Genomic DNA, 17,292 nt, shown 5'->3' with positions numbered 1-17,292 from the left:
CATTACCAGTCGACACCTTTTAGTGCCTTGATACCGGATTCAAACGCATGTTTCACGTTTTTTACTTCGGAGACGGTATCGGCCATCTCAATCAAAGTGCGATGGGCACCGCGTCCAGTAATGATGACCGATTGCATTCTTGGTCTGTTATTGAGCGCTTCAACCACCTCTTCTAATTCGATATAGCCATAGCTCACCATGTAGGTTAGTTCATCAAAGAGCACCACATCGATCGAGTCGTCTTGCAGCATACGCTGACACTCTTTCCATACCGTTTGAGCGGCTTGAGTGTCGGTTTCTTTGTTTTGTGTTTCCCAAGTGAACCCCGTCGCCATCACTTGAAACTCAACGCCCAGTTTTTCTAAAAGATTACGCTCGCCATTGTCCCAAGTCCCTTTAATGTACTGAGCGACGGCGCATTTTTTCCCGTGCCCAACTGCGCGAGCGATCGTCCCAAAACCGGAGGTTGATTTGCCTTTTCCATTGCCCGTAATGACGAGAAGCAGTCCCTTTTCTTCCTGAGCTTGAGCAATTTTAGCGTCGACTTGCTCTTTCACTTTTTGTTGGCGCTCTTTGTGTCGCTGAGCTTTTACTTGCTCTGTGGATAGGTTTTCGCTTGATGCGCTTTCGTCAGACATAGACATCCCTTTTCAGCTTTTCGATTTTGCGGCTATGATAGACCATGTCGAATGGAAGAAAAACCACTGATATTACAGGGGATAAAATGAAGAAAATTTTGGTTGTCTGTATGGGAAACATTTGTCGCTCCCCAACTGGAGAGGCCGTATTAAGAGCAAAAGCACAGCAACTGGGGGTTGACGTAGAAGTGGATTCTGCAGGGACGATAGGTTACCACGCAGGCAATACACCGGATCATCGGGCCATGCAGGCAGGGCAGCAACGTGGTTACTCTTTTAGTGGCATTCGTTCGCGTCAAGTTACCCCCGAAGATTTTGCTAATTTCGATATGATTCTAGCGGCAGACAAAGCGAACTTAGCTGACCTTTTCGATATTTGCCCAAAGGAGTATCGTCACAAAGTGTCACTGTTTCTCAGCCATGCAGAGCTGGATGTGGATGAAATTCCTGATCCTTATTACGGCGGTGAGGAAGGGTTTGATTTGGTGCTGGATCTTATCGAAGCCGCGTCAGAAGCGATTCTTGAAAACGTTGCAAAGAACTAACGACCCAACAAAAAAGGGGATGACGTGAATTCATCCCCTAAAGTGATTATCCCGCGAGTACGTCGGTCGCGACTTTATAGCTTGGATCTTCTTTGACGTTAATCTCGACCAAACTTCCCGCCTTATCAAGCAACTTACGGCAATCTGGGCTCAAATGACGTAGGTGCAGCGTTTTGCCAACGGCAGAGTATCGTTCGGCCAATGTTTCGATCGCTTCGATTGCCGAGTGATCGGTAACACGAGAATCGGCAAAGTCAACGATGACATCGCTTGGGTCTTGCTGCGCGTTGAATAGTTCAAGGAAATTAGCTGTTGAACCAAAGAAGATAGGACCGTGGATCTTGTACTCTTTGGAACCTTCCTCGTTAATACGGGTATCTGCGTAAATGTGCTTAGCATGGTTCCAAGCAAACATCAGCGCTGAAGCGATCACGCCAACCGCAACTGCCACCGCTAGGTCTGTCATCACCGTTACGACCGTCACGAGCACGATAACAAAGAAGTCTTGCTTAGGTACGCGGCGTGCCAGCTTGAAGGTGGCCCATTCGAAGGTACCGATTACCACCATAAACATTACCCCAACGAGTGCAGCAAGAGGGATCATTTCAATCAGTGCGGCAGCAAACAAGATAAACATCAGCAGCGCCACAGCAGCAACGATGCCTGACAGACGGCCTCGGCCACCAGAATTGACGTTGATCATCGATTGACCAATCATTGCACAGCCACCCATTGCTCCGAAGACGGAACAGGTCATGTTTGCCATACCCTGACCGATACACTCACGGTTTGACTGACCACGGGTGTTGGTCATTTCGTCCAGCACGGTGAGTGTTAATAGTGATTCAATCAAACCAATAGCCGCAAGAATCACCGCGTATGGGAAGATGATTTGTAAGGTTTCCAGATCAAAAGGAACCATAGGTAAAGCAAAGGTCGGCAGGCTACCCGCGAGAGTTGCGCCTTCGTCTCCTGACATGGTGCGTAGGAAATCCACCACCGTGCGAGTCTCAAGATCAAAGCCAATCACTAAGCCTGTTACCGTCACGATGGCAACAAGAGACGAAGGAACGGCCGTGGTTAGTTTCGGTAAGAAGTGGATGATGGCCATAGTAAGCGCCACAAGGCCTAACATAAGCAACATCTGATCTTGAGGTAACCAAGTGAGTCCACCTGCTGCATCTGCCATTTTAAACTGACCGAGTTGCGCGAGGAAAATCACGATCGCGAGACCATTGACGAAGCCGATCATAACTGGGTGGGGCACGATACGGATAAACTTACCGAGTTTAAATAGACCAGCAGCAATCTGCAAAATACCTGCGAGCATAATAGCGGCAAACAGATACTGAACACCATGTGAAGAAACGAGCGAAACCATGACAACCGCCATTGCGCCTGTGGCGCCGGAAATCATACCAGGGCGTCCGCCGAAAATCGAAGTGACTAAACCAACAATAAAGGCTGCGTAGAGGCCAACCATAGGGTCAACGCCAGCAACGAAGGCAAAAGCAACGGCTTCTGGCACCAATGCTAGCGCAACGGTGAGCCCTGAGAGCACATCATTTTTTACTGAGTGCTTTGAAAATTGAGGAAATTCGAACATGTGTTTTGGCTAATATCGTTAAATGAATTTACCCGACACAAGTTCGCAAAGCATTAAAACTGAAACCTATCCTTGATCCGCGATTGAGATTCGCTGATTGAGGAAAAAAGAGCTTGTTTGCACCCGTGCCGAAAAGCTGAGTCGCAAGATGCTACAGAAAAGTGTGATTAAGTTCAATAATGATTAGGACGATGAATGGATATTTACAAGCAATAAAAAGGGCCATCCGAAGATGGCCCTTGTTCATTTAGCTTAAAGCGTTACACCATTTCTGGCTTTGTCATTGCCGCTGAGGCTTGACTTGTCGCCACTTGGCTACCCGCACCACGCTGTGCATAGCGCTCTGCTTTAAATGGTGCCGCGACAACTTGGATCTCAATAAGCTCTTGAGGGCCAGGTGCCTTAGTCATCGGTGCTGAAGCTTGCGCTTTAATTACCTTGATAGAGCTTTCGACTACTGCCACAGTTGCTTCAGTTTCGTTTGCAACTGTTTCCGTTGCGCTTTCCACCTCAGCGACAACCTCAGTAGTTTCAACGATTTCTGCCACCACTTCTGTAATTTCTACAGAAACCTGTTCTACTGGTTGCGAAACACTTTCAACTTGAGGCTCGATTTTCTGAACTTCAGTTTCTTGAATCGGTGCTACAACCGCGTTCTCTACCGTTGGTTCTTCAGTAACCACTTCAACAACGGCTGCTTTCGCTGGCTTGTTGTTACGAGATTTAGAACGTTTTGGTTTCGTTTCAGTCGGTGTTTGAGCCGCGGTGATATCGCGACGGATGATCACTTTACCCATCGCCATTTCTGGACATGCGACGCCACTTTGCATTGCAGGTACTGCAGCAACGGCTGTTACAACCTCTTCCTTAACCATCTCTTCTTTCTTAGCAACTGGTTTTGGAATGTAACGAGGCATCACTTTGCCCATGGCCATTTCTGGAGAAGCAACCCCACCTTTACGTAGGCGGAATGGGTTAGGGCGACGATCACGACCGCGACGACGACGTTGTCCACTTGCACGTAGATGACGAGGAGAACGACGATTACGACGTGGTTTTTCTTCGCTTTCGCTGTTGTCCATTGCATCGACAGTGTCAGCAACCACTTTCTCTGCTTTCTCAGATGCAGGTGTGTTTTGCTTGTTAAAGGTTTCTGCTTCAACGACCGGAGCTGCATCCATAAGCGTTTCTTCAGCTTGTTCTAGCTGATCTTTCACGCGAACAGGTTTGTTGAGTTTACGGCGCTGACGGCGCTCTTTCACTTTCTCCGCTTTGCTTGGCGTTTTCTGACCTTCTTGCTTAGAAGCACCCTGTGCTTCGGCTGCAAGCTGTAGGCCTTTCTCTGCCACTTTCGCGTTTGCTTTGCTCTCTACTGCATTGTCTGCTTTGTTTTGAGCAGGTTTTTGCTTACGCTTTTGCTGAGAACGTGGTTTGATTGCTTCGTCTTGAGTCTCAACGACGTTTTCATCACGATTGCGTTGACGACGTTTGCCATCACGATCACGATTGCTTTCACGGCTGTTGTCGCGGTTATTACGACGACGATCGTTACGGTCACGTTTTTGACGACGGTTGCCTTTCTCACGCTCATCTTTGCGTTCGGTCTTCTCTGCTTCTACTTTTTCTTCAGCAGAACCGAATAAGAAGCTACCCAATGCTTTGATTAAGCGACCAAACAAACCTGGTTTCTCTTCTGCCTGTGGTTTTTCATTTGCCACTTTAGCAACTGCTGCTTTTGGCGCAGGTGCTGGTACAGATTGAGCTGGAGAAGCAAAACCTTTAAGCACCGGCTCTTCGATTTTCTTCGGTTTGTATTCAGTCTCTGGGCTCTCTTTGCCTTCCGCTTCTTTCATTGCTTCGAGTTTCTTCGGTAGCAGGTAAGAAAGCAGATCCACTTCTTCGCCTTCACGTACACGAATCACTTCGAAATGCGGCGTTTCCATATCCGAGTTTGGAACAACGGTGATCTTCACTTCTTGAATACGTTCAATGTGGTTCACAGAGCGACGTTTTTCGTTAAGAAGGTAAGAGGCGATAGGCACTGGCACAACAGCCAATACTTGTGCTGTGTTGTCTTTCAGTGCTTCTTCTTCGATAAGACGAAGAACAGAAAGCGCAAGAGATTCGTTATCGCGAACCACACCTGTACCACTACAACGAGGACAGATATGATGACTTGCTTCTGCAAGAGAAGGGCTCAAGCGTTGACGAGACATCTCTAATAGACCAAAGCGAGAAATACGACCGATTTGAACGCGAGCGCGATCGAGACGAACGGCTTCACGCAGACGGTTTTCTACCTCACGTTGATGGCGTACTGGGGTCATATCGATGAAGTCGATCACCACAAGACCACCAAGGTCACGAAGACGCAACTGGCGAGCGATTTCGTCTGCAGCTTCTAAGTTGGTGTTCAGTGCGGTTTCTTCGATATCGCCGCCCTTTGTCGCGCGAGCAGAGTTGATATCGATAGACGTCAGTGCTTCTGTTGGGTCGATAACGATAGAGCCACCGGAAGGCAGACGCACTTCACGTTGGAAAGCCGATTCGATTTGGCTTTCAATTTGGTAGTGGCTAAACAGTGGCACTTCACCGTCATACTTCTTCACGCGATTAACAAAATCTGGGCGAACCAACTGAATGTGTTCTTTGGCACGTTCATAGATGGTGTTGCTATCAATAAGGATTTCACCAATGTCACGGCGTAGATAGTCGCGGATCGCACGAACGATGACGTTACTTTCTTGATGAATCAAGAAAGGTGCTGGATTGGATTCAGAAGCATCTTTGATGGCGGCCCAGTGCTTAAGCAGAACGTTTAAATCCCACTCTAGCTCTTCAGCGCTCTTACCAACACCTGCCGTACGCACGATAAGACCCATACCTTGAGGCAGTTCCAGTGTGCTTAATGCAGATTTTAATTCGGTGCGCTCATCTCCTTCGATACGACGGGAAATACCGCCAGCACGTGGGTTGTTTGGCATAAGAACTAAGTAACTACCCGCGAGGGAAATAAAGGTGGTCAGTGCTGCACCTTTGCTACCACGTTCTTCTTTTTCGATTTGAACGATGACTTCTTGACCTTCAGTCAGCACCTCTTTGATGCTTGGGCGACCTTGGTAAGAGTAACCATCTGGGAAGTATTCTTTGGCAATTTCTTTTAGAGGAAGGAAACCGTGACGCTCAGCACCGTAATCTACAAATGCAGCTTCCAAGCTAGGTTCAACACGGGTAATACGTCCTTTATAGATATTTGCTTTTTTTGACTCATGTCCAGGACTTTCGATATCTAGATCGTAAAGTCGCTGGCCATCAACCAAAGCGACACGCAACTCTTCTTTTTGAGTTGCGTTAATCAACATTCTTTTCATTGATAATTTCTCGTTGTCTTTATCTTTTATTGTCTTTAATTACCTGTCACTGAATATCGCTATCTCATGGTGCCTGATCCCGTGGTTTACGCGTTGCAGCCTCCCGGCTGGAAGGGGATGCTCTAAGGGCACGTCAGTCATCACAAACAAAAAATTGCCTGTGAGCCGCATTAATATCGGTAATTACTCAACATGAGTGTGCGATGAGTAGCGTGACAGTTATGTCGGTTTTGATATGTCTTACGCCAATTGCTGCATTCAAACACCAACAAACTACTCATTTGCTTGTGGATAAATGGTCGGTTTTGCATAAAATTCAACCAGACCTACCTTCGCAGCTGTGAACTATAGCAGTGGACGCTAATATCAGCAACGAGCATTGCGGCAAACGATGAAATTTTTTCGTGTTTCATTCAATTTTGCGTTCGCTAACTGATTGTTTAATAAACAACGATTGGGTTATTAGTAACCTGTGAGTAACTTTGAACTGCTCTGTTACACGGCCAGCAAAAATTCTACGGTTTTCCTAGTCGTGGAAAACCGCTAAAATGTGCGGCTTTGCGAACAGATAGCACAAGTTTGCCATAATAATGACTTGCTCGATGCTTGTATCACAACAAGTCAGCAGGCCCAGCAAATTCACCTTTAGAATAGCGCCATGAATGAAATAAGAACTAAAGTCCAAATCGTCGATATTGATGAAGATATGGCAGGGCAGCGTATTGATAATTTTCTACGCAACCAACTGAAAGATGTTCCGAAAAGCATGATTTATCGAATCGTGCGTAAGGGAGAAGTGCGCGTAAACAAAAAGCGAGTTAAGGCCGAGTATAAATTGGCTGCTGGTGATGTTGTTCGCATTCCACCGGTTACACTTGAGAAAAAAGATCCTGAAACGGCACCGAGTACGAAACTAAACAAAGTCGCGGAATTGCAAGATTTGATCATTTATGAAGACGATCATCTGTTGGTGTTAAATAAGCCGTCAGGTACCGCCGTCCACGGTGGAAGTGGTCTCAAGTTTGGTGCTATCGAAGCACTACGTGCACTGCGACCAGAAGCGCGCTTTCTTGAACTAGTGCATCGCATCGACCGTGATACCTCTGGTATTCTTTTGGTGGCAAAAAAACGGTCAGCTCTGCGTCATTTGCAAGCGCAGTTTCGTGAGAAAACAGTACAGAAATACTATTTTGCGCTGGTGATGGGAGAGTGGAAAAACAGCTGTAAAGTGGTTAACGCCCCATTACTGAAAAACGAAGTGAACAGCATTGTGCGCGTCAATCCAAACGGTAAGCCATCGGAAACGCGTTTCAAAGTGATTGAAAAGTTTCCACAGGCAACCCTAGTGCAAGCCAGCCCAATTACGGGGCGCACACACCAAATCCGAGTGCACACACAATACAGTGGTCATCCAATTGCCTGGGATGACAGATACGGTGATCGACGTTTCGATGCTTATACCGCTCAGCATGGACTGAACCGTTTGTTCCTTCATGCCGCCAATATTCGTTTTACACATCCGGCGACAGAACAACCAATGGAAATCAACGCGCCGATGGGTGAGCAGTTGGAAAAGGTCGTTCAATCATTGCGAATCAGTCGATAAGGAAAAAAGGGATGAGTGAATCATCCCTTTTTTGTATCAACCCAAAACCTGCATGCCTTGTTGAGCCAGTAAGTCAATGAGGTCGATTAAGGGGAGGCCAACTAAGGTATTGGGATCTTTGCCTTCCAACTTCTCAAACAAAGCAATTCCTAATCCTTCGCTTTTGAAACTGCCGGCACAGTAGAATGGCTGCTCCTTATCCACATAGCGCTCAATTTGAATTTGAGTCAGTGGGCGAAAATGCACTTTGAACTCATCAATACAAGAGCGTGTTTCTCCGGTTTCGCTGTTGTAAACCGCCAACCCGGTATAAAACACAATGGATTGGCCACTTTGAGCGGTCAGTTGTGCGATGGCATTTTGTCGATTATGAGGTTTACCAACAATGTTACCGTTAATAACGCACACTTGATCGCTGCCTATCACCAAGCTTGGTTGGTTGATTTGACAGGATTGCGCTTTGCTTTCGGCAAGTCTCAAGACCAACTGTTGTGGGGACTCGCCTTCCAGTGGGGTCTCATCGCAGTTTGGAGAGAGAGTTGAAAAAGGAATTGCCAGTTTTTCCAGCAGTTGCTGACGAAATGGTGAGGTAGACGCTAAAACTAGTTGGTAATTTTCCATTTTGGCTTACAATTTGACGGAGCATTCTTCATAGCATAACGGATTCCCGTTGGAGCATGCTAATGCTCTGTATAACAAGCGCAAAAAAGTACAACTTTTTTGCCTTTTCCTTTGACTAAATTCTTTTTGGAAGATAATATTCGCGCCCTATGCAAAAGGTAAAAATACCGCGAACGGTGGATCCAGCCAAAGCCGCGCAGAAGAGATTGGATTACGATGGCATCATCCAAGCCAGTCTGTTTAAGCGTCTAGCTGAAATGACCGAAGGCGTAAAACGCGACGCAGAAGTCTATTTGTCGTTTGAGATAGATGAACAGCGACTTGTTGTTATCTCTGGTAAAGCTAACATCGAAGTCGGTTTAGAATGTCAACGTTGTAATGAGACCTTCACGCATCTGTGTGAAGTAGAGTTCACTTATACTCCTTACTACAGTGAGAAAAGTGAGCAAGATGCCCCAGAATGTTACGATTTGGTAGATCTTAACGAATATGGCGAAGTCGACCTTATTCAACTTGTTGAAGACGAGTTCATCTTAGAATTACCTCAAATTGCAATGCATGACGAAGCGGATTGCAGCGTTGATTCAAATAACATGGTTTTTGGTGAGATTCCTGAAGAAATTGAGGAAACAAAACCAAATCCGTTCGACGTTTTAAAAAGCCTAAAGCGCTAAGCTTTAAGCTGAACCATAACATAGGAGTAGGGTCAATGGCCGTACAACAAAACCGTAAGACACGTTCTAAGCGTGGCATGCGTCGTTCACACGATGCGCTAACTACAGCTGCACTATCTGTAGACGCGACTTCAGGTGAAACTCACCTACGTCACAACGTAACCGCTGAAGGTTACTACCGTGGCAAAAAGGTTATCAACAAGTAAGGTTGACCCTTTGCAAAGTATTACCGTTGCACTTGATGCAATGGGCGGGGATTTCGGTCCACGCGTCACAGTGCCTGCCGCCGTGCAGGCACTGTCTCATTTCCCAGAGCTAAAAGTGATTCTTACAGGTGATCAACAACAGATCACGTCCCAACTTTCCTTATTAGGTTGCAAACCTGATGCTCGTCTGAGCGTTCAGCATTGTGATCGAATGATTTCTAATTCCGAAAAGCCTTCTTTAGCCCTGCGCAACAGCCAAGGCAGTTCAATGCGACACGCAATCGAGCTTGTTGCGGACTCAACCGCAGATGCATGCGTCAGCGGTGGCAACACCGGCGCACTCATGGCGCTTTCTCGTTTTATTCTCAAATTGCTGCCGGGAATCGACCGACCTGCATTGATCTCCGCTTTACCAACCGTAACGGGTGGTCGCAGTTGGATGTTGGATCTTGGTGCCAATGTTTCGTGTGATGCGGATACCTTATTTCAGTTTGCTGTCATGGGCTCTGCGCTTGCTGAAGAGCACTTAAACCGTGCTCCAAGAGTCGCGGTGTTGAACGTGGGTGAAGAAGAAACGAAAGGCAATGATTTGGTGAAGCGTTGCGCTGAACTGCTATCACAAACGCAAGCGGTTCACTTTGTCGGCTACATTGAAGGAAACCAAATCTTAAAAAACGCAGCAGACGTGATTGTATGCGATGGATTTGTTGGCAACGTCTGCCTAAAAGCCAGCGAAGGAACTGCGCAGCTGTTTATCGAAAAAATAAAAACCAGCATGATGGCTTCGTCGATCAAGGGTTGGATAGCCAGAATATTGTTTTCTGAGCTATTTAATGAACTAAAAACACTGAACCCCGACCAGTATAACGGCGCAAGTTTGCTAGGATTGCGCGGCATTGTCATAAAAAGTCATGGAAGTGCTGATGTATCTGCCTTAGTTAATGCGATTGGTGAGGCGGTACACGAGGTCAAACGACAAGTACCAAGCCGTATAAGCGATCGTTTGGAAGCGGTTTTACTCGAGAGGCATTATTAGTCTTCATGTATAGCAAAATTTTAGGTACTGGCAGCTACCTGCCATCTCAGATCCGCACCAATGCCGATCTAGAGAAAATGGTAGAGACAAGTGATGAGTGGATTGTTGCCCGAACTGGTATTAAAGAGCGTCGTATTGCTGCTGAAAATGAAACGGTAGCTGATATGGGTTTTTATGCGGCTCAAAACGCGATTGAGATGGCAGGTATCGACAAAAATGATATTGACCTGATCATCGTCGCGACGACAAGTGGAAGCCATACTTTTCCTTCATCTGCATGTCAGGTGCAGGCAAAGCTTGGCATCAAAGGTTGTCCTGCATTCGATTTAGCTGCTGCGTGCTCTGGCTTTGTCTACGCACTTTCTATTGCTGATCAACATATTAAAACGGGTATGTGTAAAAACGTACTGGTTATTGGTTCTGATACTTTATCGAAAACTTGCGATCCAACGGACCGCTCGACCATTATCTTATTCGGTGATGGTGCCGGTGCTGTGGTTGTTGGAGCAAGCGAAGAGCCGGGTATTCTGTCTACTCACATCTACGCGGATGGTGAGTTTGGCGATCTTCTTAGCTTAGAAGTACCTGAGCGCGGCAAAGATGCCGACAAATGGTTACACATGGCGGGTAACGAAGTATTCAAAGTAGCGGTGACTCAGTTATCGAAACTGGTGAAAGATACTCTAGAAGCGAACGGCATGCATAAATCTGAGTTGGATTGGTTAGTTCCACATCAGGCGAACTACCGGATCATCTCAGCGACGGCGAAAAAACTGTCTATGTCGCTCGAACAAGTGGTAATTACCCTTGATCGTCATGGCAATACCTCTGCGGCAACCGTACCGACGGCATTAGATGAGGCCGTGCGTGATGGGCGTATTCAGCGTGGTCAGACGCTACTACTAGAAGCCTTTGGTGGCGGTTTCACCTGGGGTTCGGCATTAGTTCGCTTTTAATTAAGAATTCTAATTTTGCTGTTGCTCGTGAGTAGTAACAGCATTTTATTTAGCTTCGGTTAAGGAAAATTACTATGAGCAAGTTTGCTATCGTATTTCCAGGTCAAGGTTCTCAAGCAGTTGGTATGCTGGCAGATCTTGGCGAACAGTATGAAATCGTTAAACAAACATTTGCACAAGCGTCAGAAGCGCTTGGCTACGATTTATGGGCACTGGTACAAAACGGTCCTGCGGAAGATTTGAATCAGACGTTCCGCACTCAACCGGCATTGCTGGCTTCGTCGGTAGCGATCTGGCGAGTGTGGCAAGAATTAGGTCTTGCTCAACCAGAAAACTTGGCAGGCCATAGCTTGGGTGAGTACTCAGCATTAGTGTGTGCTGGCGTGATTGATTTCCAAGAAGCGATCAAACTTGTCGAGCTTCGTGGTCAACTTATGCAAGAAGCCGTACCAGCAGGGACTGGCGCGATGTACGCGATCATCGGCCTAGATGATGAAGCGATTGCCAAAGCTTGTGAAGAAGCAGCGCAAGGCGAGGTGGTCTCTCCAGTGAACTTCAACTCTCCTGGCCAAGTGGTGATTGCAGGCAGCAAAGACGCAGTAGAGCGTGCGGGTGCACTGTGTAAAGAAGCGGGCGCTAAACGTGCTCTTCCTCTTCCAGTATCTGTGCCTTCACACTGTGCACTAATGAAACCAGCAGCAGAGAAACTTGCGGTTGCACTGGAATCTATCGAATTCAAAGCCCCACAGCTGCCAGTGATCAACAACGTGGATGTGGTTGCAGAAACCGACCCTGCGAAAATCAAAGATGCCCTAGTTCGTCAACTGTACAGCCCAGTTCGTTGGACTGAAAGTGTGGAACTAATGAGTTCACAGGGTGTCGAAAAATTGCTTGAAATGGGCCCAGGTAAAGTATTGACAGGTTTGACAAAACGTATTGTCAAATCACTAGAAGCAGCGGCAGTAAACGATGTTGCATCGCTTGACGCTGTAAAGTAATAGGGAATAAAAATGACTGACTTATTAAACCTAAGCGGTAAAGTTGCGTTAGTAACGGGCGCGAGCCGAGGTATCGGTCGCGCAATCGCAGAAACTCTGGTTGCACGTGGCGCGACAGTAATTGGTACCGCGACTTCAGAAAACGGCGCAGCGGCAATTTCAGAATACCTAGGCGAAAATGGCAAAGGCTTTGCTCTGAATGTGACGGATGCTGAATCGGTTGAAAGCGTACTAAAAGCGATTAATGATGAATTCGGCGCTGTCGACATCTTGATTAATAATGCAGGTATCACACGCGATAATCTGCTTATGCGTATGAAAGATGACGAGTGGAACGACATCATGGACACTAACCTAACGTCTATTTTCCGTCTTTCTAAAGCAGTGATGCGTGGCATGATGAAAAAACGTGATGGCCGCATCATCAACGTTGGTTCTGTTGTTGGCACAATGGGTAACGCAGGCCAAGCAAACTACGCGGCTGCGAAAGCGGGTGTTATTGGTTTCACAAAATCATTGGCTCGTGAAGTTGCATCTCGTGGTGTAACGGTCAATACTGTAGCGCCAGGTTTCATTGAGACAGATATGACTCGTGCTCTAAATGATGAGCAACGTGCGACCACTTTGGCGAATGTTCCAGCAGGTCGTCTTGGTGATCCTCGTGAAATTGCGGAAGCTGTGGTATTTTTGGCGTCGCCAGCTGCTGCTTACATCACTGGCGAAACACTGCACGTCAACGGCGGAATGTATATGGTCTAAATTATGTTCACTGTCTGTGCATGATTTAGGTCAAATATGTAATGAAAATCGGTTAAAATCGCGTAAATTGTGGTTTGACCAGAAAAGTTGGTCTTGCAACTTTTAATAGTTTGAATAAACTACGGAAAACATCGCATAAAGCGAACTCTGTAAAGGAAAAGAAAAATGAGCAACCTCGAAGAACGCGTAAAGAAAATCATTGTTGAACAACTAGGTGTTGATGAGTCTGAAGTTAAAAACGAAGCTTCTTTCGTAGACGACCTAGGTGCTGATTCTCTAGACACCGTTGAACTAGTAATGGCACTAGAAGAAGAATTCGACACTGAGATCCCTGACGAAGAAGCTGAAAAGATTACAACTGTTCAAGCTGCGATCGATTACGTAACTGCGAACGCTCAGTAATCATCTCCCCCAGGCGGTCACCTAGACCGCCTGTGTTTTTTCTAACTTCTTCTATCCTCTCATAGAAATTCAATCCCCGGAGAATTATATCGTGTCCAAGCGTCGTGTAGTTGTCACTGGCATGGGTATGTTGTCACCGGTTGGCAACACCGTAGCAGAATCCTGGAAATCCCTGCTTGAAGGCAAAAGTGGTATCGTCAATATCGAACATTTCGATGCAACTAACTTCTCTACCCGTTTCGCCGGTTTGGTAAAAGACTTCAACTGCGAAGAATACATGTCTAAAAAAGATGCACGTAAAATGGATCTCTTCATCCAGTACGGCATTGCAGCAGGTATTCAGGCTTTAGACGATTCAGGTCTTGAAATTACGGATGAAAACGCACACCGCGTTGGTGTTGCGATCGGCTCTGGTATCGGCGGTCTTGATCTTATTGAAGCTGGCCACACCGCTTTAGTTGAAAAAGGCCCACGTAAAGTTAGCCCATTCTTCGTTCCTTCAACTATTGTAAACATGGTTGCAGGTAATCTATCTATCATGCGTGGCATGCGCGGTCCGAACATCGCGATTTCTACTGCATGTACTACTGGTCTGCATAACATCGGCCATGCAGCGCGAATGATCGCTTACGGCGATGCTGATGCTATGGTTGCTGGTGGTGCTGAGAAAGCATCAACACCGCTTGGTATGGCTGGCTTTGGTGCGGCGAAAGCTCTTTCTACTCGTAACGATGAACCACAAAAAGCGTCTCGTCCTTGGGATAAAGATCGCGATGGTTTCGTATTAGGCGATGGTGCTGGCATCATGGTACTTGAAGAGTACGAACATGCAAAAGCACGTGGCGCAAAAATTTACGCTGAGCTGGTTGGCTTTGGTATGTCGGGTGATGCTTATCACATGACTTCACCAAGCGAAGACGGCTCTGGTGGCGCTCTAGCGATGGAAGCGGCAATGCGTGACGCAGGTATTGTTGGTACACAAGTGGGTTATGTGAACGCTCACGGTACATCAACACCAGCAGGCGATGTGGCTGAAATTAAAGGCGTAAAACGTGCTCTTGGTGAAGAGGGCGCAAAACAAGTTAAAGTATCTTCAACAAAATCTATGACCGGCCACCTACTTGGTGCTGCTGGCTCTGTTGAAGCGATCATTACCGTGTTGTCGTTGGTTGATCAGATCGTTCCACCAACCATTAACCTGGATAATCCAGAAGAAGGTTTGGATATTGATCTTGTTCCACATACTGCGAAGAAAGTGGATATGGAATACGCGATCTGTAACTCATTCGGCTTCGGTGGAACAAACGGCTCACTCGTATTTAAGAAAATCTAACACTCATTTAGGTTTCTGAAACTTGTATTTAAACGGCTTGATGCTTAGCATTAAGCCGTTTTGTTTTTATTGGGATATAGATAGCATGTATTGGGTCAATGGCGTTGTAGCAACGGAAGTTTCTCTCTCAGACCGATCATTCCAGTATGGTGATGGCTGCTTTACCACCATGAAAACATTGAATGGCCAAATCGAGCATTGGCCATTACATATTGAACGTATGGAAGCGTGCTTACAGGTTCTTTCTATTCCTCTCCCTGATTGGGCATTGGTTGAACAGTGGCTACACCAGGCCGCGTTACCGGATGCACGAGGTGGGTTGAAATTGCACATTAGCCGCGGAGAAGGCGGTCGCGGTTACAGTCCCAGTGGTGTTGCTACGCCAAATGTTACCATCTCGAGTTTTTCCTATCCTGTTCATTATTCCCAATGGCAACAACATGGTGTAGAGCTCGGTGTGTGTCAAACACCACTCGGTATCAATCCTATTCTTGCAGGACACAAGCATAATAATCGTCTTGAGCAAGTTCTTTGCAAAGGGGAACTCGATGCGTTGGGTTACCTAGATGGGGTGACGATTAATGTGCAAAACCATGTGATTGAAACTACAATAGCCAATCTTTTTTGGGTTAAGAATGGCGTACTTTTTACTCCCGATCTCACTTTAAGTGGCGTATCTGGTGTGATGCGTCGCTTGGTGATGGGCGAAGCACAACGTCGTGCGATAGCGTGTCAGGAAATCAAAGCAGACTTGTCCTCTTTATTGGCGGCTGAGGAAGTATTCATGACCAACTCTTTACTGAGTGTTGCTCCGATCAATCAGATTCTCGAAACCCGTTACCCAATTGGTACCACAACACGATATTTTCAAGGAATTTTTAACTCGTGATAAAAAAAATAATAGGGCTGCTCTTTATTGCCGCGTTGATGATAGGCGTTGCTACTTTTTGGGCATATTCGCAAACCAAAACCTACGTTAACCAACCGCTCAAACTCGAGGGCAGTGAGATCATCACCATTCCTTCAGGAAGTGGTTTTGGCCGCACATTGGCCATACTGACAGAGAAAGGCTGGATTGATGAACCCACATCTCTGGCGCGCTTAATTCCAAAACTCTACCCAGAAATTACTCGAATAAAAGCAGGTACCTACCAAATCGAATCAGAGATGTCGCTTTATCAAGCGTTGGAAGTGTTCAATCTTGGCAAAGAACATCAATTTACTATCACATTTGTCGAGGGAAGTCGTTTCCAAGAGTGGATGGTGCAGATGGCACAAGACCCTTATTTGGTTCATGAATTGGCAGGTTTGAGCGAAGCAGAAATTGCCAAGCGACTGGAGATTCCCTATGAAAAGCTTGAAGGCCTTTTTCTTGCGGAAACCTATCACTATACCTACGGCACTTCTGATGTTGAGTTACTCAAACGCGCACATGAGAAGTTAAATCGAGTGCTGGATAAACATTGGCAGCAGCGTCAAGATAAGTTGCCGCTAAAAAACAGTTATGAAGCGCTAATTTTAGCTTCCATTATTGAGAAAGAAACGGCTATTGATGAAGAAAGAGAGCGAGTTGCGTCTGTATTTGTGAACCGCTTAAATAAGCGAATGCGCTTGCAAACGGACCCTACGGTGATCTATGGCATGGGGGAGGCCTACGATGGCAACATTCGCAAGAAAGATCTTCGCACGCCAACGCCATACAATACTTACGTGATTAACGGATTGCCACCGACGCCGATTGCGATGGCGGGAGAAGCCTCTATCGCAGCCGCATTAAATCCAGAGAACAGCAGCTATCTTTACTTTGTCGCTAGCGGTAAGGGTGGGCATGTGTTCTCAAAAACATTAGCTGAACATAATAGAGCAGTAAGAGCATATCTGCGGGAATTGAAGAAAAGATGAAGCAAGCAAAATTTATCGTCATTGAAGGTTTAGAAGGCGCTGGGAAAAGCACGGCAATTCAAACGGTTTTGGACACATTACGCCAAGCAGGGATTAATGAGATTGCGCAAACGCGTGAACCGGGTGGCACACCTTTGGCGGAAAAGATGCGAGCTCTGGTGAAGGAAGAGCATCCTGGCGAGCATTTGCATGACATGACTGAGCTGCTACTGCTCTACGCGGCACGAGTTCAGTTAGTTGAGAATGTCATTAAGCCTGCGCTACACGAAGGAAAGTGGGTGGTGGGTGATCGTCATGATCTCTCTTCCCAAGCGTACCAAGGCGGTGGTCGTCAAATTGATGCAACACTAATGAAAAATCTGCGTGACACGGCATTAGGAGAGTTTAAGCCAGCCTTTACTCTGTATATGGATATCGATCCTAAAGTGGGCTTGGAGAGAGCGAGAGGGCGAGGAGAGCTCGATCGCATCGAAAAAATGGACATCAGCTTTTTCGAAAGAACACGTCAGCGTTATTTGGAGTTAGCGAAGAGCGATGCGTCTATCGTTACGATTAACGCAGAGCAAAGCATTGAGCAGGTCGCAAACGACATTCGATCTGCGCTCAACCTTTGGCTAGAACAGTTACAGGATTAAGGTT

At 46.5% G+C, this 17,292-nt stretch carries 17 protein-coding genes; 13 read left to right on the top strand and 4 right to left on the bottom strand.

All coding sequences use genetic code 11. From position 1 onward, the window contains the following. Positions 1–2: 2 nt before the first annotated feature. Positions 3–644, bottom strand: coding sequence for a cob(I)yrinic acid a,c-diamide adenosyltransferase (gene cobO / locus PQQ36_RS11430; protein ID WP_043921052.1), 642 nt, complete (start codon positions 642–644; stop codon positions 3–5). A gap of 80 nt (positions 645–724) precedes the next feature. On the opposite strand from cobO, the gene PQQ36_RS11425 reads away from it, so the two are divergent. Beyond that, on the top strand, positions 725–1,183 hold the full coding sequence (locus tag PQQ36_RS11425) for a low molecular weight protein-tyrosine-phosphatase (protein ID WP_039553272.1): 459 nt from the start codon (positions 725–727) through the stop codon (positions 1,181–1,183). Positions 1,184–1,229: 46 nt separating this feature from the next. Here PQQ36_RS11425 and PQQ36_RS11420 read toward each other — a convergent pair whose 3' ends face one another. Both PQQ36_RS11420 and rne read right to left on the bottom strand, forming a co-directional pair. Then, the gene (locus tag PQQ36_RS11420; protein WP_013572072.1) at positions 1,230–2,789 is read right to left on the bottom strand and encodes a SulP family inorganic anion transporter; all 1,560 of its coding nucleotides are present in this window, start codon (positions 2,787–2,789) and stop codon (positions 1,230–1,232) included. 260 nt (positions 2,790–3,049) lie between these two features. Beyond that, positions 3,050–6,160: a ribonuclease E gene (rne, locus tag PQQ36_RS11415; protein ID WP_225470696.1), complete on the bottom strand. Its 3,111-nt coding sequence runs from the start codon at positions 6,158–6,160 to the stop codon at positions 3,050–3,052. Between the two features lie 658 nt (positions 6,161–6,818). On the opposite strand from rne, the gene rluC reads away from it, so the two are divergent. Further along, a complete protein-coding gene (gene rluC / locus PQQ36_RS11410; RefSeq protein ID WP_225470697.1) occupies positions 6,819–7,766 on the top strand; it encodes a 23S rRNA pseudouridine(955/2504/2580) synthase RluC in 948 nt (315 codons plus the stop codon). A 36-nt stretch (positions 7,767–7,802) separates the two neighbouring features. On the opposite strand, the gene PQQ36_RS11405 is transcribed toward rluC, so the two are convergent. Continuing rightward, complete coding sequence (locus PQQ36_RS11405; RefSeq protein WP_047109073.1) at positions 7,803–8,387, bottom strand: Maf family protein; 585 nt, start codon at positions 8,385–8,387, stop codon at positions 7,803–7,805. Between the two features lie 149 nt (positions 8,388–8,536). Between PQQ36_RS11405 and yceD the strand changes: the two genes are divergently transcribed. The 11 genes from yceD (at position 8,537) to tmk (ending at position 17,288) form a co-directional block, all read left to right on the top strand. Continuing rightward, entirely contained in the window at positions 8,537–9,061 is a 525-nt protein-coding gene (gene yceD, locus PQQ36_RS11400) for a 23S rRNA accumulation protein YceD (protein ID WP_011080824.1), read from the top strand. Between the two features lie 35 nt (positions 9,062–9,096). Further along, the gene (gene rpmF / locus PQQ36_RS11395; protein ID WP_011080823.1) at positions 9,097–9,267 is read left to right on the top strand and encodes a 50S ribosomal protein L32; all 171 of its coding nucleotides are present in this window, start codon (positions 9,097–9,099) and stop codon (positions 9,265–9,267) included. Positions 9,268–9,277: 10 nt separating this feature from the next. Further along, the gene (gene plsX / locus PQQ36_RS11390; RefSeq protein ID WP_013572068.1) at positions 9,278–10,303 is read left to right on the top strand and encodes a phosphate acyltransferase PlsX; all 1,026 of its coding nucleotides are present in this window, start codon (positions 9,278–9,280) and stop codon (positions 10,301–10,303) included. A gap of 5 nt (positions 10,304–10,308) precedes the next feature. Then, positions 10,309–11,259 (top strand): beta-ketoacyl-ACP synthase III, encoded by a 951-nt coding sequence (locus PQQ36_RS11385; RefSeq protein WP_182290006.1) that lies wholly within the window; start codon positions 10,309–10,311, stop codon positions 11,257–11,259. A 74-nt stretch (positions 11,260–11,333) separates the two neighbouring features. Next, a complete protein-coding gene (gene fabD / locus PQQ36_RS11380; RefSeq protein WP_011080820.1) occupies positions 11,334–12,257 on the top strand; it encodes an ACP S-malonyltransferase in 924 nt (307 codons plus the stop codon). A gap of 12 nt (positions 12,258–12,269) precedes the next feature. Beyond that, on the top strand, positions 12,270–13,016 hold the full coding sequence (fabG, locus tag PQQ36_RS11375; protein WP_011080819.1) for a 3-oxoacyl-ACP reductase FabG: 747 nt from the start codon (positions 12,270–12,272) through the stop codon (positions 13,014–13,016). 165 nt (positions 13,017–13,181) lie between these two features. Continuing rightward, positions 13,182–13,418: an acyl carrier protein gene (acpP, locus tag PQQ36_RS11370; RefSeq protein ID WP_011080818.1), complete on the top strand. Its 237-nt coding sequence runs from the start codon at positions 13,182–13,184 to the stop codon at positions 13,416–13,418. Between the two features lie 91 nt (positions 13,419–13,509). Continuing rightward, a complete protein-coding gene (gene fabF, locus PQQ36_RS11365; protein WP_011149969.1) occupies positions 13,510–14,751 on the top strand; it encodes a beta-ketoacyl-ACP synthase II in 1,242 nt (413 codons plus the stop codon). 85 nt (positions 14,752–14,836) lie between these two features. Continuing rightward, a complete protein-coding gene (pabC, locus tag PQQ36_RS11360) occupies positions 14,837–15,640 on the top strand; it encodes an aminodeoxychorismate lyase (protein ID WP_047109074.1) in 804 nt (267 codons plus the stop codon). Beyond that, positions 15,637–16,653 (top strand): endolytic transglycosylase MltG, encoded by a 1,017-nt coding sequence (mltG, locus tag PQQ36_RS11355; protein ID WP_047109075.1) that lies wholly within the window; start codon positions 15,637–15,639, stop codon positions 16,651–16,653. Before pabC ends, mltG begins: the two co-directional genes overlap by 4 nt. Then, the gene (tmk, locus tag PQQ36_RS11350) at positions 16,650–17,288 is read left to right on the top strand and encodes a dTMP kinase (RefSeq protein ID WP_011080814.1); all 639 of its coding nucleotides are present in this window, start codon (positions 16,650–16,652) and stop codon (positions 17,286–17,288) included. The genes mltG and tmk overlap by 4 nt, the downstream gene beginning before the upstream one ends. Positions 17,289–17,292: the final 4 nt, after the last annotated feature.

Origin of the sequence: Vibrio sp. CCUG 15886 (genome assembly GCF_028570825.1) — a bacterium.
In the GTDB taxonomy this organism is placed as follows: domain Bacteria; phylum Pseudomonadota; class Gammaproteobacteria; order Enterobacterales; family Vibrionaceae; genus Vibrio; species Vibrio vulnificus_B.
The sequence above is the reverse complement of the archived record's forward strand: the minus strand, read 5'-3'. Positions and strand labels throughout refer to the sequence as shown.

What these genes read in the sequence shown, in the direction of transcription:
- rpmF (WP_011080823.1), top strand. Translation starts at nt 9,097, where the DNA reads ATGGCCGTACAACAAAACCGTAAGACACGTTCTAAGCGTGGCATGCGT.
- cobO (WP_043921052.1), bottom strand. Translation starts at nt 644, where the DNA reads ATGTCTATGTCTGACGAAAGCGCATCAAGCGAAAACCTATCCACAGAG.
- pabC (WP_047109074.1), top strand. Translation starts at nt 14,837, where the DNA reads ATGTATTGGGTCAATGGCGTTGTAGCAACGGAAGTTTCTCTCTCAGAC.
- acpP (WP_011080818.1), top strand. Translation starts at nt 13,182, where the DNA reads ATGAGCAACCTCGAAGAACGCGTAAAGAAAATCATTGTTGAACAACTA.
- tmk (WP_011080814.1), top strand. Translation starts at nt 16,650, where the DNA reads ATGAAGCAAGCAAAATTTATCGTCATTGAAGGTTTAGAAGGCGCTGGG.
- fabD (WP_011080820.1), top strand. Translation starts at nt 11,334, where the DNA reads ATGAGCAAGTTTGCTATCGTATTTCCAGGTCAAGGTTCTCAAGCAGTT.
- PQQ36_RS11420 (WP_013572072.1), bottom strand. Translation starts at nt 2,789, where the DNA reads ATGTTCGAATTTCCTCAATTTTCAAAGCACTCAGTAAAAAATGATGTG.
- rne (WP_225470696.1), bottom strand. Translation starts at nt 6,160, where the DNA reads ATGAAAAGAATGTTGATTAACGCAACTCAAAAAGAAGAGTTGCGTGTC.
- PQQ36_RS11405 (WP_047109073.1), bottom strand. Translation starts at nt 8,387, where the DNA reads ATGGAAAATTACCAACTAGTTTTAGCGTCTACCTCACCATTTCGTCAG.
- PQQ36_RS11385 (WP_182290006.1), top strand. Translation starts at nt 10,309, where the DNA reads ATGTATAGCAAAATTTTAGGTACTGGCAGCTACCTGCCATCTCAGATC.
- yceD (WP_011080824.1), top strand. Translation starts at nt 8,537, where the DNA reads ATGCAAAAGGTAAAAATACCGCGAACGGTGGATCCAGCCAAAGCCGCG.
- rluC (WP_225470697.1), top strand. Translation starts at nt 6,819, where the DNA reads ATGAATGAAATAAGAACTAAAGTCCAAATCGTCGATATTGATGAAGAT.
- fabG (WP_011080819.1), top strand. Translation starts at nt 12,270, where the DNA reads ATGACTGACTTATTAAACCTAAGCGGTAAAGTTGCGTTAGTAACGGGC.
- PQQ36_RS11425 (WP_039553272.1), top strand. Translation starts at nt 725, where the DNA reads ATGAAGAAAATTTTGGTTGTCTGTATGGGAAACATTTGTCGCTCCCCA.